Raw genomic sequence first — 24,035 nt, 5'->3', positions numbered from 1 at the left:
GGCTGAACTTTAATCATGTATAGACAAGTAAACAGAGAAAGTAAACTCCTTCTTTTATGACATAGTTGATTTTCAACGAATTAAAGATCCGTTTTTCACAAAGAAAGTAAGTATCAATAGTCAGAAGAGGAAAAGAAAAATGAAGCACTCATGAGGGGAAACACCGTCTCCGGATAGCGCATCAGAACCTGTCACGCATCAGCCACCGGAGCGCATTATAAATTAAATAATTCTGGGTCGGGTCTACAAAGATACGCCCGCCATGCCCCATATTCATATAAAGCATATTATAATCGGTACGAGTCCATACTACAGGGAAATCACCATCAGTCACCGTATCTTTAAATCCAATGGGATAATTCTCCGCAGACAAGGAAAGCAATACCTTTACATTCTTGCATTCGCGCGGACTCGGCTTCCACTGATACCATTCATTCATCGGAGAGATGAATGAGGCAGGCATTCCCTTAGTTACCGGATGAGAAGTATCATCAACCACCAACTTTGCCGATTGGGGCGGCCAGTTGTTCCGATAAAAAACCGCTCCTCCCAAAAAATCGACAAACCACTGCCACTGTGTACCGGCATCATTATAGGCTGCCGCATGGAATCCCAGCCATGCTCCTCCGTTCTCCATATATTGCCGGAAAGCCTCACGCTGTTCTACGGTATGTCCGGGGTTATCATTCAAGGAGATGACCAGATGATAGGAACGTAACTTCTCGGAATTGAAATCTGCTATATTACTGGTGGTATCCACTACCAGCCCATCACCGATAGTCATATCTTTAAAGAACTTTATCCCATCATAAGCAAACTGGCGGTGCGCCTCTTCCACTTCCTTGTTGAAATGCACCAGAACACGAAAACGCGGAAACCAATTGGCAGGTCCGGCCGCCCAACGGATGGCATTGCCAAACATGGTTGTAAAATCCTTGTTCTTCAACAAGTCCTTGTGATGCCCCATCAAGAAATACACATTCCGAGCCTTCATTCTGGGATTGATCCAAACCGCCGGATGGTCTCCCATCTTTATCGTTGAGGCAGGTTCATAAGTTGACTCGTCCACATGGGCCAGTACCTGTACGTCGGGCCTGGGACTTCTATCAAATGTGTACCATTCATCATGTGTCACCCTGAATGAAGGGGAAACTCCTTTCATCACAGGATGTTCCGGTTGTTCCACCACTACCTTTCCGGAAGCTGTTTGTGCTATATAGTTCTGAAACCGTATGCCACCCATATAATCAGAAAACCAGTTCCACATCGGAAAGCCATCAAAATCACCTAACAGAGTGGCGTGATGCAGTCCGACCCAACCGATAGTGCCATCAAAAACAACCTGCTCGAAAGCGGCTTTCGCCTTGTCCGTCCAGTTGTATGGCGGATAATCTAATTGGATAAAAACTTTGTAAGCAGAAAGAAAATCCTTATCTATCAACTCTGTATTGTTCACCTCCGTAAAAGTAAAACCGCTGGCCTTTCCAAAATCCTCCAGCCAGGCTAAAGCAGCATCAGTGAATCCTCCATGCTGGCCTCCTCTTTCGGTCAGTACCAACACTTTGAAGTCGGAGGCAGCGGGCTTGACCGACAGGGAGAGGAGGAGTAGGATAAAGCAGAATATAAAGCGTTTATTCATTGTCCAATGCTCCTTTCCGCACCAACGCCTCCAGATAATAATAATCCGCATAACACAACGGTACGTCAATCTTACTTCCACACAGGCTGACACGTCGCTTGGCTGCATTCAGTTCTTCTTTCTTTGCCTTATCGGTACATTTCATGGCCAGTTCCAACTGACCGGCGGTAAAGGCATAAGCGTTGTCCACATCAGTAGCACGTACATACAACAAATTAAAACGGTCGCTGAAATCAATCACCCTGTTGGCCTTGCAGAGTCTTAAATAATCCTTTCGTTCAGGATTCAGCAACCAAGCACGATAAAGAGTTTTGCAAAATTCCTGTTGCTTGCCTTCCCAACCGCTGATTTGCTGATAAGGCCATGACTTCACATTCTTCCCCACATAAGGTGTCAAAAAATCAATTGCTTTATAAAAATTGCGTCCGTCGGCCGATGTGGTATCATCTATTTTGATATTGATTTTCTGTGCCATCCGGAAGATGTCAATCAGATGGCTCAAATTATATTCTGAATATCCGAAAGCAAGTGTACGGCGCAATTCATGCGGCTGACTGCCGTCCGGTTCTATCTGGGTGAAGAGGCGTTTCGCGGGAAGGGCGTTGATTACTTCTGTGGCTACTTTGACATTTCCCGTATAGAGTGCAAAGGCTATGACCTGCGCATCGTATGCCGTACTGTGATTATTGGCTTGACGAGATTCCTCCTGCCCCTGCGGACTGATCAGTATCCAATGCAACAATTTTCCGAACCATGTCTTCAGTTGTCTGGCATCCTTCGGGGTAAAGGAATGGGATTGTTCCAACAAAGCCACCGCATCCAGCATTTCAACAAACGAGTAACCGTCCAGCACTCCATAGCAACGCCCTTTGTCATGGTTCATGCCCGGAATTATTTGTGCGTATTCCAAATGAGGATTCATGCGTGTGTCTTTATCAAGAAACCATACACGAATCAGTTCCGTAGCTTTCCGGGCATATTTTTCCTCTCCGCTGAAATACCAGGCCAATGCCAGGGTAGTGACCCTTTCTGCCGTTTCGCCCAAACGGTTGCGGTCCAACTTCTCCAGTTCAGGGTTTGACTTTCCATCCTTATTTATATAAGGTAATCCGTCGGGCTTTGTCGGGTCTGGCCAAAAATAGCGTGCCTGGCTCATATAATCATGCTTATCACCACTGGCAGGCATTTTTTCCTTCATCATGACAGAAAGCGGTTCGACATGCAGCAAACCATCGGCATCCGCTTTCAGTTTCTGATAAGCGGTTGCGTAAAAAGGTTCATCCAACGATTGTTTTACTTTCGCCAAATGGGACGCATCCCAAATAGACTGTGCATATGCTCCGCCGAAAAAGCAAAGAAGCGCGGCTAGTAATGAACAGGTTATTCTTCTCATGGTATTTTTCTATTTTATTTCGATTATAATTTTCTCAGTTTGATGCCCGAAAGAAAACACTTTCCTTGCAGAGGGTTCAATTTTATTTCCAGACCATCCTGTGTATGCTGTACTACATAACGCTTCTTCACAGCCTGAAAATATCCGTCCCGACCGGGAGTAAAAGCCGGCTCCACCACTCTGCCATTGATACAAATATCAAAAGAGTTACTGCATTCGGAAGATTCTCCATTTCCTTTGCCCAGCAAATAGGCGGCCGAGGTAATGGAACGATAAATGTCCGCAAAAAGCAACTCCACCTCATAGTTGCCCTCAGGGACATCGAAACGATATCCATCCAATCCTTCGCGCAAAGTTTGATAAAGCGGTCCGTCAGGCGTCAGCATAATTTCAGTCTGTGTATTTTGTTCCTTTCCGCCGAGATATCCCCAGCTTCCTTTCACATAAGGCTGGTCGGGCACCCAGGTCAGTTGGCTTTCATCCGAAGTAAAGAAACAATTACTACCCACATTCACAGCCAGTTCCAATGCACCGCCCAGGTTATGCCTGTTCAAATTCATCGGAACAGAAGTAAAATGAACACGCAATCCGTCATATACCGGTGTGTCCTGATAGTTTCCCCGGGCCGAGAGATAAGGAGTTTTTCCCACAAAGGGAACATCAAACACAACCTGATGATTTTCTACCGGTTTCTTCCCCATCAATTTCCCGTCCATAAAGAGTTCCACTTCGGGCAGATTGGTATATACCTTGACGGGCAATGCCACGGGGACATCTCCTTGCTGTACCCCACTCCGGTATTTCCAGTCACGACTGGCGATATGCAATACCGGAATATCTTTCCGCCAGGCAGCCTGATAGTAAAAATAGACATCTTTGGGAGTACGGTCTGCATAGACCAGTCCCTTATTGTTGATGCGCGGCATAGATTCGTCACGCAAAGCGGACGAGAAATCAATGAAATTCCAATGAGTACCTCCGCAAACGTAGGGAGTTTCCTCCAACACAGGCAGGTAATGTTCCAGATAAATTTGCTGGTATTCACTGCTGAAATCAAAAGCGCGGGGTTGCAAGGAATGCAGCCTTTTATCGGAACCCGCTCCATATTCGCTGACAATAAGCGGATGGTCCGGATAGTCTCGCTGTTGCTCTGCCAAATAATGCTCAAATCCCGTCAAATCTCCACCATACCAACCCGAATATAAGTTCCAACCTACAATATCGGTAATCCGGCTCAATCCTACCTCATTATATGAATTACTGCCATGAAATGCCATGGTGCTAAGCCGGGTGTCATCCTCTTCCTTCAACGCCTTTTCCAGTCTTTCGGCTAATGCCAAAGTGCGTTCCAATACAGGCTTCTGTTCTTCCTCCGTCTTATAACGGCGCTGAGTGACAAGCAGGATTTCATTCATATATCCCCACATAATAATGGATGGATGATTATAATGTTGCCGAATCATTTCACGCAAGTTCCGTTCACAATGGTCCCCATATCCCGGTGTATCGGGTACAATGTCAATAACCGGAATTTCTTCCCAGGCTAACATACCCAACTTGTCACACATCTCCAGCAAAGCATCGTCTTGCGGATAATGGGAAATACGAATAAAGTTGGCTCCCATTTCTTTCATTAGCAGAAAGTCACGCCGGTGCATCTCGTCCGTCAGCGCCACTCCTATGGGTTTCTGGTCTTGATGCCGACAGACCCCGCGTAGTTTATAAGGCTTTCCATTCAAGAAGAAACCTTCCTTACCATCGAAACGATACCAGCGGAAAGCGGTGTAATGCTCACTATAATCTACTACTTCTCCGGTTACGGGATTTGTCAATTCCATTTTTACCTTATATAAATAAGGTGTTTCCGGAGTCCAAAGCTGAGGTTGTAAAATGGGTTCACTCTCTTGCTGAACCACACGGGTTTCTCCCCCCTTCAATTGAACTTTCTTTTTTCCTTTTTGCAAGAACGCCCCGTCCGGTCTATATATGGAATAAATCAATTCCATCGTTACTTTCTCCAAAGCATCATTCTTTATTTCACTTTTAATGGCAATCGTTCCTTGTTCGGCAGACACCACAGGAGTGGTGATAAAAATCCCTGCTGATGCCTGATTGGTCAAGTTAAAATGCTGGGCAGGAACCGCTGTCAACCAAACATCCCGATAAATTCCCCCGAAGAAGGTAAAGTCACCCGATATAGGTGGAATATCCTGACGGGCATTATCCACACGAATGGCCAAAGTGTTTACCGAACTTTCGGAAAAATAAGGGGTAACATTAAATGTACAGGCAGTATATCCACCTATATGCTCACCAATCTTTTTACCATTCACGAAAATCACGGCTGCCTTACTGACTGCATCCAATTTCAAAAATATCTGTTTACCTGTCCATGTAGAAGGAACAACCAAGCACTTACGATACCAGCTTATGCCACGATAATAATTTTTCTCTGTATATGCTTCCAAATTCCAAGTATGAGGCACATGGACGGAAATCCAGTCATTGTCATTGAAAGCACTATCGGCAGCTGCCGGACAGTCTTTCCTCAAAAACTTCCAACCATCATTAATTGTCTTACTCTCACGTTGCGCATAGGCAGACACCACACTTCCCATAGATACAACCATTAGAAGCATCCACAATATAATCCGAACTTTCAATACCCTGTATAGATTACTCATATCTTCTCCATCTTTTATAAATTAGCTAGAATATAGTTACAATGAGGACTATAACTCCCTTAATACAAAAGTAGAGATTAAATATAAAATTTGTAAGATCCAGTAAATAGGAGAAGTAAGTATACCAATTCGCATATCACTTGACTATCAATCAATTATATACTATTTATTCTCCTTCAAGGTAAGAAATCTAAAGACTCCCGGTAATTTCATTTCTGCATTTTTCCCAACCCCATCACTGTACTGGCAAACTCCTCTTTCGGAATAATTGCCTTGTTACGTGTCTTCAATCGATTATTATAAACTGTTTGTGGAGAACAATGCAAAAATTCGGCAATCTTCACACTATCGCCAATCCCCAGACGAACCAATGCATAAATACGCAATTCTGTATTCAACAACTCCCCTTCTTTCAATACAATCCTCTCTTCTGGCTGCAATAACGCATTGAAATCATCCACAAAATCAGGATAGACATGCAAAAAGATAGCATCAAAATTATGATAAAACTCTTTCAACTCATTTTGTGCCATAGTTGGAGTGTCTGTCAACACTTTAACCTCATCAAACTGCTTTGCTTTTATCTTTCGGTTAATATTTTTACGGAATTCATCCAGTTTACTGATATAATTAGAGCAAATAGCAAATACATAACCAATATATTCCTCCTTTACATAGTTGGACTCCCGGAGCTGAGCATTCGCTTCTTTCAGTTGCTCGTTCACTTCGGCTAATTTGGTATGCGCCAATGAAAGTTCATCCACATGTTTGTTTAGCAATACATTGACCTCATTCAATTTAATACGTGAAAGAGATAAATGTTTCATTTGTCTTAGAATATAGAATATAGCTACCAATAATACAGCAGAAAGCACACTTACTATTATTAAGAAAAAATGTAAACGAGCCTCTTGTTTTTGATTGCGTTCCTGATAAGCCTGATGAATAGCATCTTGTACCTTTGCAATCCCCACGACACGCACTCTATTACGGTAGATTTGTGCATTCTGCAGACAATAATTTATGTAAGTATAAGCACGATCAATATCCCCCAATTCAAATAAAACCTTTGAAAGTTCTTCCAAAGAAGCTATATCTTTGTTGGCTGTCCGCACATCGGCTATACCCGAGCAAATCATAAATTTCAGAAACTCATCCTTTTGCTCGCTATCAAGGTACAAACATGCCAATATATAAGCATTCATTGCATCCCGACGAGTTTCCAACGAAGAAGCAGATACTTCTTCAAGAAGTTCCTCTTTTACTGTTTCTGTATCGGAAGTTCCCCGGAATTTCCAACCTTTATACCATAAATAAAAAGGATCTTGAGGAGTGATAGTCGCATAAATTGAGTCTTTATAAATTCCTTCTTTTTGGTAATATCCTTCACGCAGCTTCGTATTGTCACCTCCCAAATATTGTCCGAAATGAGAATACAAATACATCATCTGCCCATAGTATTCCACTTTCAGTTCAGGAGAAAGCAAATCTCCCGATACGCCTTGAAGTTCATCTAATGCCTCTTTCAATAATCCGGTAGCAGCCAACAAAAAAGATTTCTTGATTTTCCATTCGGCCAACCATTCCTTTTTATTTAGTTTGCCAGCTATATCCAAATTCTGTTCTACATAGACCATGGCAGAATCTGCATTATAGACAAAATATTCATCATAAAACATTTTGTTCAGCCAATAACGCTCTTCCAATGTACGAATAACCTTACTCTGTTTACGAAATTGTTCTATTTTATCTTCTTTAACTGCAATAAAAACATCCTTCTGTGCAATCAAAGAATCCAACCTCAATAAAAGCCTGTTGATTTCTGTTTTATAAGATACTGCCGAAGATGAAATAGAAATGCACACAAACAAAAAAACAAACAAATATTTCATAGTATTTCTTTTGTTAAGATGTGCAAAGATAAGCCATTCATTTGAAATATATCTTATCTTTTATCTAAAATTTACTTCTCCAGCAACAGCTTTTCCTCGAATATCTTTTTCGCACAGCTATACCCTTCGTTATACAAATCGGTCAGCTTTTTGATATCCGTTTCAATCCGGTCGACTTCCATGGGTCTGTGAGGACGTATCACTATAATCCGACCTTCATCCTCCAACTTCTCAACCAGTTCCAGCTGTTCATTATAAACGCGGCAACGCTTGCTGAGCACCACTCTCAGACGAGGATATTTCTTATAAATGAAATGAGGTATCTTGATATCCCTTCCCTTTTTACGGTAACCGCGATTACGGGTGAGCACTACTACATTCTTTTCATATCCCTGTTCAAAAGCCCGCATCACGGGAATGGAATCAATAATTCCGCCATCGAGCATAGGTACACTGTCCACATAAGCAATAGGACATACATACGGCAAACTGCTGGATGCCTTGGCTATGTCTATAATACGTTTCCGGTCATGCTTCTCTTCCAAGTAACAGGCACGCCCTGTATGGCAGTTAGTAGTCACCATTTCGAAACGTGCCGGATTCTTTTCGTAGGTTTCATAATCGTATGGAAGAATCTCTTTAGGAAAATGCTCGTAAAGCAATTCTTGGTCAAGAATGCTATGTTTGCTCCACAGATGCTTGATACCGATGTAATGATACTTATCCAGTAAATCGATATTGCTGAATTTTGCACGTCCCCGCTGACGGGACATATACGAAAGCCCGTTGCACGCGCCTGCCGATACTCCTACTCCGTAAGAAAACCAGATTTCGTTGTCCATCAAATAATCCAGTACGCCACAGGTAAATACTCCGCGCATACCTCCTCCTTCTAATACCAGTCCTGTTTTATCGTCTATTTTCATAATCAAAGTCAAGGAACAAACAGCTTCCCATTAAAGTTCGACACAAAGTTATCTTTTTCGGCGAACATCCAAACATCTTTTCTTCAAAAATTATTTCGCTATAAAGAAAGGTCTCAACTCATTTTCATTCTTATCTATAGGATAGAGAGCCTTTTCCATCTCCAGTCTTTTTACCATCAGTCCAAACAATTCCTTCGCCTTTTTCAGCTCCGATTTTGCCACATCATTCTTCTCATAGGGATCTACCGACAGATTAAACAGTTTATAATAAGGAGCCTCGGGATGTTCCGGGTTATAATAATAAATCAGTTTCCAATCGCCTTTGCGGTAGGAAGTGAAATAACTGCCACGGTGTTCGTGAGGGAAATGCATCAGGAAATCATCTCGATGTGCTTTATCCTTCTTACCTGCTATCATTTTTCCAAGGGTGGAACCATCCAATATATGATTTTCCGGTGCTTTTACTCCGGCAACAGATAATACGGTAGGATAAATATCCATCACTGTCCCCATCTGTGTCTGTATGGCATTTTGTGCGACGGGAAAAGCTTTCTGAAACTTATTGCCTGCATCGGGATGCGCCCAGGCAACAATGAAAGGCACTCTCACTCCGCCTTCATACTCCGAGCCTTTCTTGCCTTTAAAGGGTGCTGACGAGCCATAATCCGCCGCTCCTCCCAAAGGTGCATCCCCTCCATTATCACCCAAAAAGATAATCAATGTATTCTCAGCAATACCTAATTCTTCCAATTTATCCATTAAATCACCCAATGATTTATCCATTCCTTCGATTAAAGTGGCAAAGGCACATGCCTGTTGGTCCTTCTCCGGGTCTGTGTAATGTCCTATAAACCGCTCGTCCGTCTCAAAAGGAGAATGAACAGCATAATGAGCCATATTCAGGTAAAAAGGCCGCTTTTCGGCAACCGCTTTCTCTATTTCTTTATCCGCCTCCAATGTCAGCGCATCGCTCAAGAAAGTCTTGGTATGGAAATATTGTTCCAAATCGGGAACAGCCCGAGACTTTGCTCCTTTTATCGCCCCATAACCGTTTTCTCCATGATAACTGCCCGGACTGCCGATGGCAGAACCGGCTATATTAACCTCAAAGCCCAAATTCTTCGGATTGGCTCCTTCACTGCCGATACAACCGAAATGTGCTTTACCGACATGAATAGTCTTATAACCGGCCTGTTCCAGCACATAAGGATAAATAATACTGTTACGTGTCAGTCCTTTCCAATTCCAGTCCAATGGTCCATAAGGGGTACGATTGTTATCCTCCGGCTTAATCCAATTTGTAGTACGGTGTCGGGCTGCATTCTGCCCCGTCATGATAGAAGCTCTTGAAGGAGAACTCACACTCTGAGCATAAAAAGTGGAAAAACGAATTCCCTGTTGGGCAAGGCGTTCCATATTAGGAGTGCGATACCATTCATTTAACGGCTGCTTCACCGCATTTCCATGATGGTCTGTCACAAAAGGAACAGAGGTATCCATCAACCCCATATCATCCACAATAAATACTACGATATTGGGACGGTCTTGTGCATTCATCATCGAAAAACAAACACCACAAAAGGCTCCCGATAGACTTCGGCTTACAATTCTATTCATTTTGTTAGTTATTAAGAGGTTAATAGAAGCGGACTTAATAAAGATTTCATCGAAAAGACGCGGCAAGTTATTAAGAAATTCTCGTTTATACAAGAAAGAATCGAAAAATATGAAGGATAAACAAGCACAAAGTCGCGCGGTATGATTATTTTTTAAACATCAGCACGTGAATTTAAAATTATAATTGTTACATTTGCAAACAGTTCATAAATATTCAATTAAAATCGAGTTAACCATGTTTGATTCTGCTATTTATAAAAACCGTCGGCAAGCACTGAGAAACAAAGTGCAAAACGGCCTTATCCTTATATTAGGCAATAACGAAGCCCCGGCAAACTACCCGGACAATACATATAAATTTCGTCAGGACAGTTCTTTCCTCTATTTCTTCGGTCACTCTCATCCGGGATATGCAGGAATCATGGACGTTGAAGCAGGAGAAGATTATTTCTTTGGCAATGATGTAGATATGGATGACATTATCTGGATGGGGCCTCAACCGAGCGTCAAGGATTTGGCTGCACAGGTAGGTGTCCAGCAGAGTTATCCTTTTGCGCAACTGAAAGAAATGGTGGGAAAAGCCGTTGCACAAGGCCGAAAAATTCATTTCCTCCCTCCCTATCGTTACGACAATATGATGCTGCTGGAAGAATTGACCGGTATCCGTGCTTCCATCGTTAAAAAATATGCTTCACTGGAACTAATCAAAGCTGTCGTTGCTTTGCGTTCTGTCAAAGAAGCCTGTGAAATAGAAGAAATTGACTTAGCTTGCAATATCGGCTATGAAATGCATACCGCTGCCATGCGTTTATGCAAACCGGGAGTAAAAGAACAATATATTGCCGGAGTATTGGACGGCATCGCTTCTTCTTACGGAAGCATGACTTCTTTTGCCACTATCCTGACTCAGCACGGTGAAACATTGCACAACCACGACCATAGCCACATTTTAGAGGTGGGACGCATGATGCTGACCGATGCGGGGGCAGAACGACTGAGCAATTATTGCTCCGACCATACCCGTACTGTTCCTGTCGGCGGAAAATTTGAAGGACGCCAAAAAGACGTATATAATATAGTATTGGCTTGCCATGACAGAGCATTGGAAATTGCCCGACCGGGCATCACTTATATGTCCGTGCATCAAGAAGTATGTAAAGTTCTGGCACAAGGACTGAAAGACTTAGGACTGATGAAAGGCAATATAGACGAAGCTGTTGCAGCCGGTGCGCATGCCTTGTTCCTCCCTCACGGCCTGGGACACATGATGGGACTAGATGTACATGATATGGAAGACTTGGGACAGATTTATGTCGGCTATGACGATGAAGTGCGTCCTTCGTTACAATTCGGACTTGCTTCTTTGCGCATGGGACGCCGTCTGCAAGAAGGTTTCGTTATCACAGACGAACCGGGCTGTTACTTTATTCCCGCTCTCATCGACAAATGGAGAGCCGAGAAAATGCATACCGACTTCCTGAACTATGATGCGATTGACAAATTCAAAGACTTCGGCGGTATCCGTTTGGAAGATGATATTCTGATTACTCCCGAAGGCTCCCGCTTTACCGGAGAGAAACGTATCCCTATTACTATCGATGAGGTAGAAGCAATTATGAATGAATAATAATTTAATATCAAACAAAACTATTATCACTGAATGAAAAGATTTACATTACTCGCCGCTATTGGACTCGTCAGCATGAGTCTGTCGGCTCAAGAAGCAAAAGAAGAACCCAAAGAAGAAGGATTCGTATTTACTACCGTAAAGGAACTTCCTATTACTTCTATTAAGAACCAAAGTCGTGCAGGAACTTGCTGGTGTTACTCAAGTATGGCCTTTTTGGAATCAGAATTACTCCGCATGGGAAAAGGCGAATACGACCTGTCTGAAATGTATATCGTACATCAAACTTATCTCGACCGTGCCGATGCAGCCGTGCGTACTCACGGAGATGTATCTTTCTCACAAGGAGGTTCTTTTTATGACGTACTGTATGGCATGAAGAAATTCGGCTTGGTACCTGAAGAAGAAATGCGTCCGGGTGTGATGTATGGAGATACATTAAGCAACCATACAGAACTGACAGCCGTATCTGACGCTGTTGTCGCTGCTATCGCAAAAGGAAAGCACCGCTCGCTCCAAACAGACGAAAACCGCAAACCGTTGTGGAAGAAAGCCATCGCTGCCATTCATGACATTTATTTGGGTGAATGCCCCGAAAAGTTCACTTACAAAGGGAAAGAATATACTCCTCAGTCATTCTACGAATCAACCGGACTGAATCCTGACGATTACATTTCATTGACTTCTTATACTCACCATCCGTTCTACGAACCGTTTGTTCTTGAAATTCAAGACAACTGGCGTTGGGGACAATCTTATAACTTGCCTATCGACGAACTGATGGAAGTATTTGACAATGCCATCAATACCGGCTATACTATTGCATGGGGTTCCGACGTCAGCGAACAAGGATTTACCCGCGATGGTATCGCAGTGATGCCCGATGCTGAAAAAGTACAAGAGTTGAGTGGCTCGGACATGGCACACTGGCTGAAAATGAAACCGGAAGAAAAGAAACTGAACAGCAAACCGCAGCCTCAGAAATGGTGTACTCAAGAAGAACGCCAAGAAGCATACGACAACTGGGAAACGACCGATGACCACGGAATGCAGATTTACGGTATCGCCAAAGACCAAGATGGAAACGAATACTATATGGTAAAGAACTCTTGGGGCAAAGCCGGCAAATATAACGGTGTGTGGTATGCATCAAAAGCATTCGTGCGCTACAAAACCATGAATATCGTTGTCAACAAGAAAGCACTTCCTAAAGAAATCGCTAAAAAGTTAGGTATTAAATAATACTGTAATATACTAGTATTTAAAGCACTACCGTTAATTCCGTAAAAATATATACGGAATTAACGGTTTTTTTATTTGTTTTTTCCTAACTTTACGGATTGATTGGAGACCACCTGAAACAGATAAAAGTGAGGTCTCCTCATGTGAGAAGAAAAAAGAAAAAAATAATATATAAAATGAATCACAAATGGAATTACCAACCTCCAAGCCAAGAACAGACAGAAGCAGCTAAAGCATTAGCTAAAGAGACAGGAATCAGTCCCGTCCTCTGTAAGCTATTGCTAGAGAGAGGTATAACCTCAGCAGCAGAGGCTAAAAGATTCTTCCGCCCACAGCTTAGCGAACTACACGACCCTTTCCTGATGAAGGATATGAGTATTGCCGTAGAACGCTTAAACCAAGCTATGGGAAAGAAAGAACGTATATTGGTTTATGGAGACTATGATGTGGACGGCACGACAGCCGTAGCATTGGTATACAAGTTTCTCCAACAGTTCTATTCGAACATCGATTACTATATTCCCGACCGCTACAACGAAGGTTATGGAGTATCAGTGAAAGGGGTGGATTATGCCTATGAAACGGGTGTAAAACTAATTATTGTATTGGATTGTGGCATTAAGGCGGTGGAAGAAATTGCTTATGCAAAAGATAAAGGAATTGATTTCATCATCTGTGACCACCATGTACCCGATGACGTGCTCCCTCCTGCCGTAGCCATTCTGAACGCGAAACGCCCGGATGCAACTTACCCTTACGAACATCTGTCGGGGTGTGGCGTAGGCTTCAAATTTATGCAGGCTTTTGCCTTGAACAACGGCATTGAGTTCCATCAGCTGACTCCCCTCTTGGATTTGGTCGCTGTCAGTGTAGCCTCTGACATTGTTCCCATCATGGGAGAAAACCGTGTTCTGACTTACCATGGACTGAAACAGTTGAATTCCAATCCAAGTGTAGGACTTAAAGCAATTATTGACATTTGCGGATTGTCCGAAAAAGAAATCACTGTCGGAGATATTGTATTCAAGATTGGACCGCGCATCAATGCTTCCGGCCGTATACAGAATGGAAAAGAAGCTGTCGAATTATTGATAGAAAAAGACTTCTCCTCCGCTTTGGAAAAAGCCAATCAGATAAACCAGTACAACGAGACCCGAAAAGACCTTGACAAGACCATGACCGAAGAAGCCAATCACATTGTGGACAGTTTGGAAGGATTGGCAGAACGTCGTACCATCGTCATTTATAATGAAGCATGGCATAAAGGGGTAATCGGGATTGTAGCTTCACGCCTGACCGAGATTTATTACCGTCCGGCAGTGGTGCTGACACGCACTGATAATCTAGCAACCGGTTCGGCCCGTTCCGTTTCCGGTTTTGATGTATATAAGGCTATTGAAAACTGCCGTGATTTGCTGGAGAACTTCGGTGGTCACACGTATGCGGCAGGACTCTCGATGAAGGTAGAGAATGTGGAAGAGTTCACCCGGCGTTTTGAAATGTATGTATCCGAGCATATTTTACCCGAACAGACCAGTGCGGTAATAGATATCGATGCTGAAATAGATTTTCGCGACATCACTCCGAAATTTCATGCCGACCTGAAGAAGTTCAATCCGTTCGGACCCGACAATCACAAACCGGTATTCTGTACACATAATGTATATGACTACGGAACCAGCAAAGTGGTAGGTCGCGATCAGGAGCATATCAAACTGGAACTGGTCGACAACAAATCAAACAATGTCATGAACGGAATAGCTTTCGGACAAAGCTCACAAGCCCGTTACATCAAGACAAAACGCTCGTTCGACATCTGTTATACCATCGAAGAAAACACGCATAAGCGCGGAGAGGTACAGTTGCAGATTGAAGATATCAAACCTAGTGAGGAATAGACAAGGGTGACCTACAAAGAGATTCTAAAACAATACTGGAACTATGATAACTTCCGTGGCATTCAAGAAGAAATCATAGAGAGTATCGGAAAAGGACATGATACGTTAGGGCTGATGCCTACCGGCGGAGGTAAATCCATTACCTTCCAGGTACCGGCATTGGCGCAACCGGGATTATGTCTGGTCATTACCCCCCTTATTGCTCTCATGAAAGACCAGGTGCGCAATCTCCGTGACCGGGGAATCAAGGCACTGGCGGTTTATTCGGGCATGACGCGTGAAGAAATTGTTGTAGCGCTGGAGAACTGCATATTCGGCGATTATAAATTCCTTTATATCTCTCCCGAACGACTAGACACTGATATATTCCGCACCAAGCTGCGGAATATGAAAATCAGCATGATTACAGTCGACGAGTCTCATTGTATCTCTCAATGGGGATATGACTTCCGTCCTGCCTATTTAAAGATTTCCGAAATACGGGAGTTGCTTCCTGACATCCCGATATTGGCACTTACCGCTACAGCCACTCCCGAAGTAGTCAAAGACATTCAGATAAAATTAGGCTTCAGAGCAGACAGCCATGTCTTTCGCATGAGTTTTGAGCGAAAGAATCTGGCCTATATTGTCCGCAATACAGAGAGCAAACAGGAAAAGTTGCTGCACATTTTGAACCGTGTGTCAGGGAGCGCTATCGTATATACCCGAAACCGAAAGCGTACCCGGGAAGTGGCGGAGTTACTGACAAACAATGATATCACAGCCACCTTTTACCACGCAGGACTGAACAATGACGTGAAAGATCAGCGGCAGAAAAGCTGGCTCTCAGGCGAAAGCCGTGTCATGGTTGCCACTAATGCATTCGGAATGGGCATTGACAAACCGGATGTCCGTCTGGTTATCCATATTGATTTACCAGATTCGCCCGAAGCTTATTTCCAAGAAGCCGGACGTGCGGGACGAGACGGACAAAAAGCTTACGCTGTCTTACTTTATGCCAAGAGTGACAAGACAACGCTCAACAAACGAATAACCGACACGTTTCCCGATAAAGAGTATATCCGAAAAGTGTATGAAGACGTCAACTACTATTTCCAAATGGCAATGGGAGACGGTCTGGGCTGTACATTTGCCTTCAATCTGGATGAGTTTTGCCACAACTTCAAGCACTTCCCCGTGCAGGCAGACAGTGCGCTGAAAATACTGACCCGGGCCGGATATCTGGAATATACAGACGAGCAAGACAACGCTTCCCGCATTCTGTTCACCGTCCACAGAGACGAGTTGTACAAACTCCGCGAGACCGACTCCGAAACAGAGAAACTTATCAACATCATCCTTCGTTCTTACACCGGCCTGTTCACCGACTACGCCTATATAAACGAAGATTCCCTAGCCATCCGTTCCGGTCTGACACGCCAACGCATTTACGAAATCCTGCTGATGCTGACCCGCCGGCATATACTGCACTATATCCCACGCAAAAAGACACCTTATATAATATATACCCGTGAACGGCAGGAAAGCCATCGCCTTGCCATCACCCATGATATATATGAAGACCGTAAGGAGAGCTATATGACCCGAATTAAGGCCATAATAGAGTACGCCACTGCCAAAGACAAATGTCGCAGTCGCATGCTGCTCCGCTATTTCGGCGAGAAAAACGAGCACAACTGCGGTTTATGTGACGTATGCCTCAGCACACACCATTCGGGTATGAAGCTGGGTGAATTTCAAGAGATGGAAAATCAAATCCGTGAACTGCTCGGAACATCCCCCCTCTCTGCCGCCGATTTGTTAAACAGCATAAACGGAGAGCGCAAAAAGGCGGAAAAGGTGCTTTCGTACCTCCTATCTGAAGAAATAATACAATCAAATGATGGAATACTTTCTTTATAAGTATTATCTTTGCCACTGATTTATTAACCTTTTACCCCAATAAAACATGAGAAAAGCGTATTTAGCAATTATTTGTCTGTTTGCAGGACTCAATGCATTTGCACAACATGCAGACGTCCAGCCTGTACCTCAACAGATGTCCGAATCCGGCCAGCGAATCACTTTACCCGGAATCTATCAATTCACTGGAGACACGGAAGCTAACCCCTATGCAGTACAACAATTAAAACAGTTATTGGCAGGAAAACACTCAGCCAAAGAAGGTTTACGCATCTATATCGGGGAAAAAGGAGACAAATCCGTCCGCAAGTTTGCCCGTCAGATTCCCAACCGGAAGGAAGGCTACTATCTTTGCATCAACGATAAAGAAATTGTATTGGCAGGAAATGACGAACGAGGAACATTCTATGCCTTGCAGACCCTCAGCCGCCTGCTGAAAGACAACCAACTTCCGGCTGTCGAGATAAAAGACTACCCCTCTATCCGTTTCCGCGGTGTAGTGGAAGGATTCTATGGCACTCCGTGGAGCCATGCCGCCCGTCTGCGCCAACTCAAATTCTATGGCGAGAACAAGATGAACACCTATATTTATGGTCCTAAAGACGACCCTTACCACAGTTCTCCCAACTGGCGTCTGCCCTATCCCGAAAAAGAAGCCAAGCAGTTGCAAGAACTGGTGAAAGTAGCCAAAGAAAATGAAGTCGATTTCGTATGGGCCATCCATCCGGGACAAGACATCAAATGGAATCAGGAAGACCGTGATAACCTGCTGGCCAAATTCGAAAAGATGTATGACTTAGGCGTACGTTCTTTCGCTGTCTTCTTTGACGACATTTCAGGCGAAGGAACCAACCCTGTCAAACAGGCAGAGCTATTGAACTACATCGACGAGAACTTTGTAAAAGTGAAAAAGGATGTAACCCCGCTCGTCATGTGCCCCACAGAGTATAACAAAAGCTGGTCCGACCCCAAAGGCGGATACCTCACCACACTGGGCGACAAGCTGAACCCGAGTATCCAAATCATGTGGACAGGTGACCGCGTGATTTCCGACATCACCAAAGACGGTATCCAATGGATTAACGAACGAATCAAACGTCCGGCCTATATCTGGTGGAACTTCCCTGTATCAGACTATGTACGCGACCATTTGCTGCTCGGCCCTGTATACGGCAATGACACTCAGATAGCCGACCAAATGTCTGGCTTCGTGACCAATCCGATGGAACATGCCGAAGCATCGAAGATTGCCATATACGGAGTAGCATCCTACTCATGGAATCCTGAAAAGTATGACAGTGAAAAGACTTGGAAGGATGCCATCAAGAACATCATGCCGACATCTGCCGAAGAATTGGAATTCTTTGCGGCACATAATTCCGACTTGGGAGCGAACGGACACAGATATCGTCGTGACGAATCTGTCGCTTTGCAACCGGTCGCCCAAAGTTTCACCGACAGCTATATAAAAGGTGGGAAATATAATGAAAGCGATTACACCGCCCTGCAAGAGACTTTCGGCAGAATGACAGAATCCGGCGACATCCTACTGACCGATGCCGAAAACACTCCATTGGTGGAAGAAATGAAACCGTGGCTGGCACAATTCAAACTGCTGGGCGAAACGGGAGGAGAAGTTCTGGCTATGGCAAAAGCCTACGAAAGCGGCAACCAAGAACTGTTTATGCGCAAATACAAACACGTAAAAGCTTTACAGCAACAGATGTTCCAAATAGACCAGACATACAATCAGAATCCATATCAACCGGGTGTAAAAACGGCCACAAAAGTGATTAAACCATTGATTGACCAAACCTTTGCAGCAGTGACAGAACGCTATAACAAGAAATACAGCACCCTACTGGATGCAACTACCGATTATATGCCGCATAAACTTATCAGTGATGTGGAACAAATCAAAAACCTGCCATTGCAACTAAAGACCAACCGCATCCAAGTGTCTCCGGCACTGGAAGTCATCAAATGGCAAGCCAAAGGCTTTATCACTATCGAGCTTGATAACGTTTATCCGGGATTAAGCATTGATATTGACTTCGGCAAACCCGAAGTGGCAACCTGGGGAGTACTTGAAGTTTCGACCGACGGCAAAGAATGGAAGAAAATAGATTATAAACAGGAAAAGAATCGCCTGACAGCAGACCTGAAGAAAGCTCCCGTCAAAGCCGTGAGATTCAGCAACAGTCAAGACAAGGAACAAGAAATCTATCTCAGACGATTCATTATTACTGTAGACAAATAAAACAACTGTAAATTATGGGCTTTTTTAAATCTTTATTCGGTGGGAACAATACCCCTGAAACGGAAAAAGAGAAAAACGATAAAAAGAATTTTGAGATTTTAAAATACGACGGCATCCGCGCTCAGCGCATGGGCAAATTGCCCTACGCCATCAAATGTTTTGAAGAAGCAGTTGCCATCAATGACGAGATGGAAACGCTCACCTTCCTTGCCAATGCATACATCCAGGCCAACCGCCTGGATGATGCACGCATCACCTTCGACCGCATGGCAGAAAAAGCCCCTGAGCAAGTCAGCACCTTTCTGTCGCTGGCCGGTATCTGCTTCATGCAAGAAGACTATGAAACCATGAACGATGCCTGCCAAAAGGCACTCGCCTTAGACGACAAGAATCCTCTCACCTATTATCTCACTGCCAAAGCAGCGGTGGGAATGAAAGAAGAAATCAATGCCATTGCCATGCTGACCAAAGCGATTATCCTAAAAGAAGACTATACGGAAGCATACCAATTGCGCGCTGAAATATTATGGGGCATGAAACAAGCAAAAGATGCGGCAGAGGACATTCAAAAATTACTGAGCCTCAACCCCGAAGACGAACAGGCCCTGTTGTTGAAAGGCGAAATACTGGCAGCAACCGGTGAAGAGGAGCAGGCAAAGGAATGTTTCAATCAAGTATTGTCGCTCAATCCTTTTAATGAAAAGGCATATCTGCTGTCGGGAGAGCTTTTCCTGACAAAGAAAGACTTCGACAAAGCCATCGGAGTGTATGATGAAGCCATCGAAATCAATCCCAACTTTGCACAAGCCTATCATGAGAGAGGCCGCATCAAGTTGTTGAAAGGCGACAAGGACGGTTCTGTGGAAGATATGAAAAAAGCCATGGAACTGGCTCCCGAAACCGAAGAAAACATCAGCGGACAATATAACAATTACGAGAACATGACAAAGAACGTCCCCTTCTGATGAGATAAACATTATGCTCTGTTTTATTGTTTATCTACGAGAGATATACAATAAAACATGAGCATAAAAGAACAATACTGGAAATATTCCCTTATCACCATCATACTGGGCTTAGGGCTTTTGCTCTTTCTGAAAATGACTCCTTTTATGGGAGGAATATTAGGAGCATGTACCATCTACATCATGGTCAGAGGACAGATGCTCTATTTTACTCAAAAGAAAAAAATAAGGAAAAGCATCACTGCCATTATCCTGTTGATAGAAGCAATACTCTGCTTCCTGGTTCCTCTCTCATTGGCTGTGTGGCTCCTTATCAACAAATTGCAGACCGTCAATGTAGACACCACCGCTTTTGTCAACACAGTCACCAACCTTGCCGACTGGATTCGCCAGAAAACAGAATATGACTTACTGAGCAAAGAAAACATCAGCTCGATAGCCTCCATACTTCCCGGCATCGGCCAATTCCTGATGGGCGGTATCAGCAGTTTTGCCGTCAATCTCTTCGTATTGGTTTTTGTACTCTACTTCATGCTGATTGGAGGAACAAAAATGGAACAATATATTTATGAGCTTCTCCCCTTCAGTGACAGCAACAAGAAGCATGTAATGAACGAAATCAATATGATTGTTCGGGCAAATGCGATAGGCATTCCATTATTGGCAATCATTCAAGGAGCAATCGCTACGTTGGGCTACTATCTGTTTGATGCCCCCAGTGCATTGCTTTTCGGTTTCCTTACCTGCTTTGCCACCGTTATTCCTATTGTGGGAACAGCCCTGGTATGGTTTCCTTTAGCTGCTTACATGGCCATATCGGGTGATTGGCCTCATGCCGTCGGATTACTTCTTTACTGCGGATTAATAGTGACCAACATCGACAACCTTATCCGCTTTATCCTCCAAAAAAAGATGGCAGACACCCATCCTCTCATCACTATCTTCGGAGTTGTCATCGGGCTGTCATTATTTGGATTCATGGGAGTGATATTCGGTCCGCTACTGATTTCCATCTTCATTCTATGCGTCAATATCTTTAAAGAGCAATACTTAAAATAGACAACTATCGGAAAAACAGTCATTTTATCTCCCTGCCATCATAAACAATATTCATGGAGGGCTACGGGCTTCTTTTCCGATAAACTGTCCCTTCCCCCTACTTACCGCAGACAAAGGGAAGACTAAGGCATTCCATGCCGTCAGCTAAGGTCTTTTAAGCGGAAGATTAGTACAGACTTCGGCAGCGGACCGTACAGTCCATTACAGCAGACCGTACAGTCCACTGCAGCAGACCGTACGGTCCATTGCCGAAGTCTGTAATAGTCTGACCTACAAAAACACTTAACCAACAGGACGGAAAGGCTTAATCCGACGCACATCGGGACTAACCTCCGGAACAAATACAAACAGGACGTAAAACATAGCCGGATTTCTTTTTATTTTTGTAAAACTCAAGGCTATAAGCAAAATAATAACTATTTTTGCGCATTCAATTGAACAAAACATTTAACTCATGAGTAATCAACGATACATGCAGCGCGGCGTGTCCGCATCCAAGGAAGATGTACACAACGCCATTAAGAACATTGACAAAGGTATTTTTCCACAAGCTTTCTGTAAGATTATCCCTGATATTCTGGGTGGTGACCCCGAATATTGTAACATTATGCACGCCGACGGTGCAGGGACAAAATCATCATTAGCCTATCTCTATTGGAAAGAGACCGGCGACCTGAGTGTGTGGAAAGGCATTGCGCAAGATGCACTGATTATGAATATCGACGACCTGCTTTGTGTGGGTGCTGTCGACAACATTTTGGTTTCATCCACCATCGGACGCAACAAACTGCTCGTTCCCGGAGAAGTCATTTCTGCTATCATCAACGGAACAGACGAACTGCTTGCCGAACTTCGTGAAATGGGAGTAGGCGTATATGCCACCGGTGGCGAAACAGCCGACGTAGGTGACTTGGTCCGCACCATCATCGTAGATTCTACCGTAACTTGCCGCATGAAGCGCGCAGACGTTATCAATAATGCCAATATCCGTCCGGGTGACGTCATTGTCGGCCTGGCTTCTTACGGACAGGCAACTTACGAAAAAGAATATAACGGCGGTATGGGAAGCAACGGTTTGACCAGCGCCCGTCATGATGTATTCTCTAAATATCTGGCAGAGAAATACCCCGAAAGTTATGATAAGGCCGTTCCCGAAGAGTTAGTTTATAGCGGAAACCTGAAACTGACAGACAAAGTGGAAGGCAGCCCGCTGGATGCAGGCAAACTGGTATTATCGGCTACGCGTACATACGCTCCGGTAGTGAAGAAGTTGCTGGATGCGCTTCGTCCCGAAATTCACGGTATGGTTCACTGTTCAGGAGGTGCACAGACCAAGATTCTGCACTTTGTAGACAACGTCCGAGTGGTGAAAGACAACCTGTTCCCTGTTCCTCCGTTGTTCAAGACCATCAAAGAACAAAGCGGTACGGATTGGGAAGAAATGTACAAGGTATTCAATATGGGTCACCGTCTGGAAGTCTACTTGTCACCGGAGCACGCTGAAGAAGTGATCGCTATCAGCAAGTCGTTCAATATCGATGCACAAATTGTAGGACACATCGAAGAAAGTGACAAGAAGGAACTGATTATCAAGAGTGAATTTGGAGAATTCAAATACTAACCAATATGAACAGACGAGTTTTCCTCATACAGATATTGTTATCTCTTATTCTACTCATCGGGCTTTGTCTTATATTCAAAATGCCTTCAGGTAGTATAATTGGAACAGTTATCGGTTACTTAGTAGGTGGAAGCGTCGTTGCTGTGATTAATAATAAGAACAAGAAGAAGTAGTAGTAACTCAGTGAATGGCAGAAAATACATTATTAGATAAGTTAGAAGGGCTGGTAGCCCGGTTTGAAGAAGTTTCCACCCTCATCACCGACCCGAATGTGATTGCGGACCAAAAGCGTTATGTCAAACTCACCAAGGAATACAAGGATATGAGCGACATTATGAAGGCCCGCAAAGAATATATACAATGCCTGAACGGACTGGAAGAGGCAAAGCAGATAATGACAACCGAATCTGACCCCGAAATGAAGGAAATGGCACGCGAAGAGGCAAATGCCTGCGAAGCGCGTATTCCCGAATTGGAAGAAGAAATAAAGCTGCTGCTCGTCCCCGCCGACCCGCAGGACGACCGTAATGCCATCCTCGAAATACGTGGCGGTACCGGAGGCGATGAAGCCGCCATCTTTGCCGGTGACCTGTTTCGTATGTATTCCAAATATTGCGAAACGAAAGGCTGGAAACTGGAAGTTTCCAGTGCCAACGAAGGTGCTGCCGGAGGATTCAAGGAAATTATCTGTTATGTGACCGGTGATAAAGTATATGGTACGTTGAAATACGAATCAGGAGTTCACCGTGTGCAACGCGTTCCGGCTACCGAAACCCAAGGGCGTGTGCATACATCGGCCGCTTCTGTTGCCGTATTGCCGGAAGCCGAACCGTTTGATGTGGAAATCAACGAAGGTGAAATCAAATGGGATACCTTCCGAAGCGGTGGTGCCGGCGGACAGAACGTCAACAAGGTGGAATCGGGAGTACGTCTTCGCTACAATTGGAAGAACCCGAACACGGGCGTAGTGGAGGAAATCCTTATCGAATGTACCGAGACCCGCGACCAGCCGAAAAATAAAGAACGCGCCCTTTCGCGCCTGCGTACCTTTATATATGACAAGGAACACCAAAAGTATATCGATGATATTGCCAGCAAGCGTAAGACGATGGTATCCACCGGAGACCGTTCGGCAAAGATCCGTACCTACAACTATCCGCAGGGACGCATCACCGACCACCGTATCAATTACACCATCTACAATCTGGCTGCTTTCATGGACGGCGACATTCAGGACTGCATCGACCATCTGATAGTGGCTGAAAATGCAGAGCGATTGAAAGAGAGTGAATTATAATAATATCAAGCTA

General features: G+C 44.1%; 15 protein-coding genes. 9 read left to right on the top strand and 6 right to left on the bottom strand.

All coding sequences use genetic code 11. The features are described from left to right. Positions 1-181: 181 nt before the first annotated feature. From QYT14_RS08265 to QYT14_RS08240, 6 genes are all read right to left on the bottom strand, one after another. The gene (locus tag QYT14_RS08265; RefSeq protein WP_288324953.1) at positions 182-1,639 is read right to left on the bottom strand and encodes a ThuA domain-containing protein; all 1,458 of its coding nucleotides are present in this window, start codon (positions 1,637-1,639) and stop codon (positions 182-184) included. Further along, on the bottom strand, positions 1,632-3,032 hold the full coding sequence (locus QYT14_RS08260) for an alginate lyase family protein (protein WP_288324951.1): 1,401 nt from the start codon (positions 3,030-3,032) through the stop codon (positions 1,632-1,634). The genes QYT14_RS08265 and QYT14_RS08260 overlap by 8 nt, the downstream gene beginning before the upstream one ends. Positions 3,033-3,055: 23 nt before the next feature. Next, positions 3,056-5,671 carry a glycoside hydrolase family 2 TIM barrel-domain containing protein gene (locus QYT14_RS08255; RefSeq protein WP_288324986.1) on the bottom strand — a complete coding sequence of 872 codons (2,616 nt, stop codon included), beginning with the start codon at positions 5,669-5,671 and terminating at the stop codon, positions 3,056-3,058. A gap of 254 nt (positions 5,672-5,925) precedes the next feature. Then, on the bottom strand, positions 5,926-7,608 hold the full coding sequence (locus QYT14_RS08250) for a DUF6377 domain-containing protein (RefSeq protein WP_288324950.1): 1,683 nt from the start codon (positions 7,606-7,608) through the stop codon (positions 5,926-5,928). A 71-nt stretch (positions 7,609-7,679) separates the two neighbouring features. Continuing rightward, entirely contained in the window at positions 7,680-8,534 is an 855-nt protein-coding gene (locus tag QYT14_RS08245) for a patatin family protein (RefSeq protein ID WP_237039746.1), read from the bottom strand. A 90-nt stretch (positions 8,535-8,624) separates the two neighbouring features. Next, positions 8,625-10,091, bottom strand: a complete 1,467-nt coding sequence (locus tag QYT14_RS08240; protein WP_288324985.1) for a sulfatase — start codon at positions 10,089-10,091, stop codon at positions 8,625-8,627. Between the two features lie 295 nt (positions 10,092-10,386). Here QYT14_RS08240 and QYT14_RS08235 point away from each other — a divergent pair, with 295 nt between their 5' ends. The 9 genes from QYT14_RS08235 (at position 10,387) to prfA (ending at position 24,022) form a co-directional block, all read left to right on the top strand. Further along, complete coding sequence (locus QYT14_RS08235; protein ID WP_288324948.1) at positions 10,387-11,778, top strand: aminopeptidase P family protein; 1,392 nt, start codon at positions 10,387-10,389, stop codon at positions 11,776-11,778. Positions 11,779-11,811: 33 nt separating this feature from the next. After that, positions 11,812-13,020 (top strand): C1 family peptidase, encoded by a 1,209-nt coding sequence (locus QYT14_RS08230; RefSeq protein WP_237039748.1) that lies wholly within the window; start codon positions 11,812-11,814, stop codon positions 13,018-13,020. 176 nt (positions 13,021-13,196) lie between these two features. Then, the gene (gene recJ, locus QYT14_RS08225; RefSeq protein ID WP_288324947.1) at positions 13,197-14,918 is read left to right on the top strand and encodes a single-stranded-DNA-specific exonuclease RecJ; all 1,722 of its coding nucleotides are present in this window, start codon (positions 13,197-13,199) and stop codon (positions 14,916-14,918) included. A gap of 6 nt (positions 14,919-14,924) precedes the next feature. Then, on the top strand, positions 14,925-16,820 hold the full coding sequence (locus tag QYT14_RS08220) for an ATP-dependent DNA helicase RecQ (RefSeq protein ID WP_288324946.1): 1,896 nt from the start codon (positions 14,925-14,927) through the stop codon (positions 16,818-16,820). A 46-nt stretch (positions 16,821-16,866) separates the two neighbouring features. Beyond that, complete coding sequence (locus QYT14_RS08215) at positions 16,867-19,080, top strand: beta-N-acetylglucosaminidase (RefSeq protein WP_288324945.1); 2,214 nt, start codon at positions 16,867-16,869, stop codon at positions 19,078-19,080. Between the two features lie 14 nt (positions 19,081-19,094). Then, positions 19,095-20,045, top strand: coding sequence for a tetratricopeptide repeat protein (locus tag QYT14_RS08210; protein ID WP_288324944.1), 951 nt, complete (start codon positions 19,095-19,097; stop codon positions 20,043-20,045). Positions 20,046-20,102: 57 nt separating this feature from the next. Beyond that, positions 20,103-21,104, top strand: coding sequence for an AI-2E family transporter (locus tag QYT14_RS08205; protein ID WP_288324943.1), 1,002 nt, complete (start codon positions 20,103-20,105; stop codon positions 21,102-21,104). A gap of 454 nt (positions 21,105-21,558) precedes the next feature. Next, positions 21,559-22,725 (top strand): AIR synthase-related protein, encoded by a 1,167-nt coding sequence (locus QYT14_RS08200; RefSeq protein ID WP_237039754.1) that lies wholly within the window; start codon positions 21,559-21,561, stop codon positions 22,723-22,725. A 187-nt stretch (positions 22,726-22,912) separates the two neighbouring features. After that, positions 22,913-24,022 carry a peptide chain release factor 1 gene (prfA, locus tag QYT14_RS08195; protein ID WP_237039756.1) on the top strand — a complete coding sequence of 370 codons (1,110 nt, stop codon included), beginning with the start codon at positions 22,913-22,915 and terminating at the stop codon, positions 24,020-24,022. The last annotated feature ends 13 nt before the right edge of the window (positions 24,023-24,035 follow it).

Origin of the sequence: uncultured Phocaeicola sp. (assembly GCF_948499155.1) — a bacterium.
Classification (GTDB): Bacteria; Bacteroidota; Bacteroidia; order Bacteroidales; family Bacteroidaceae; genus Phocaeicola; species Phocaeicola faecalis.
This window is presented reverse-complemented; position numbering and strand designations above follow the sequence as displayed.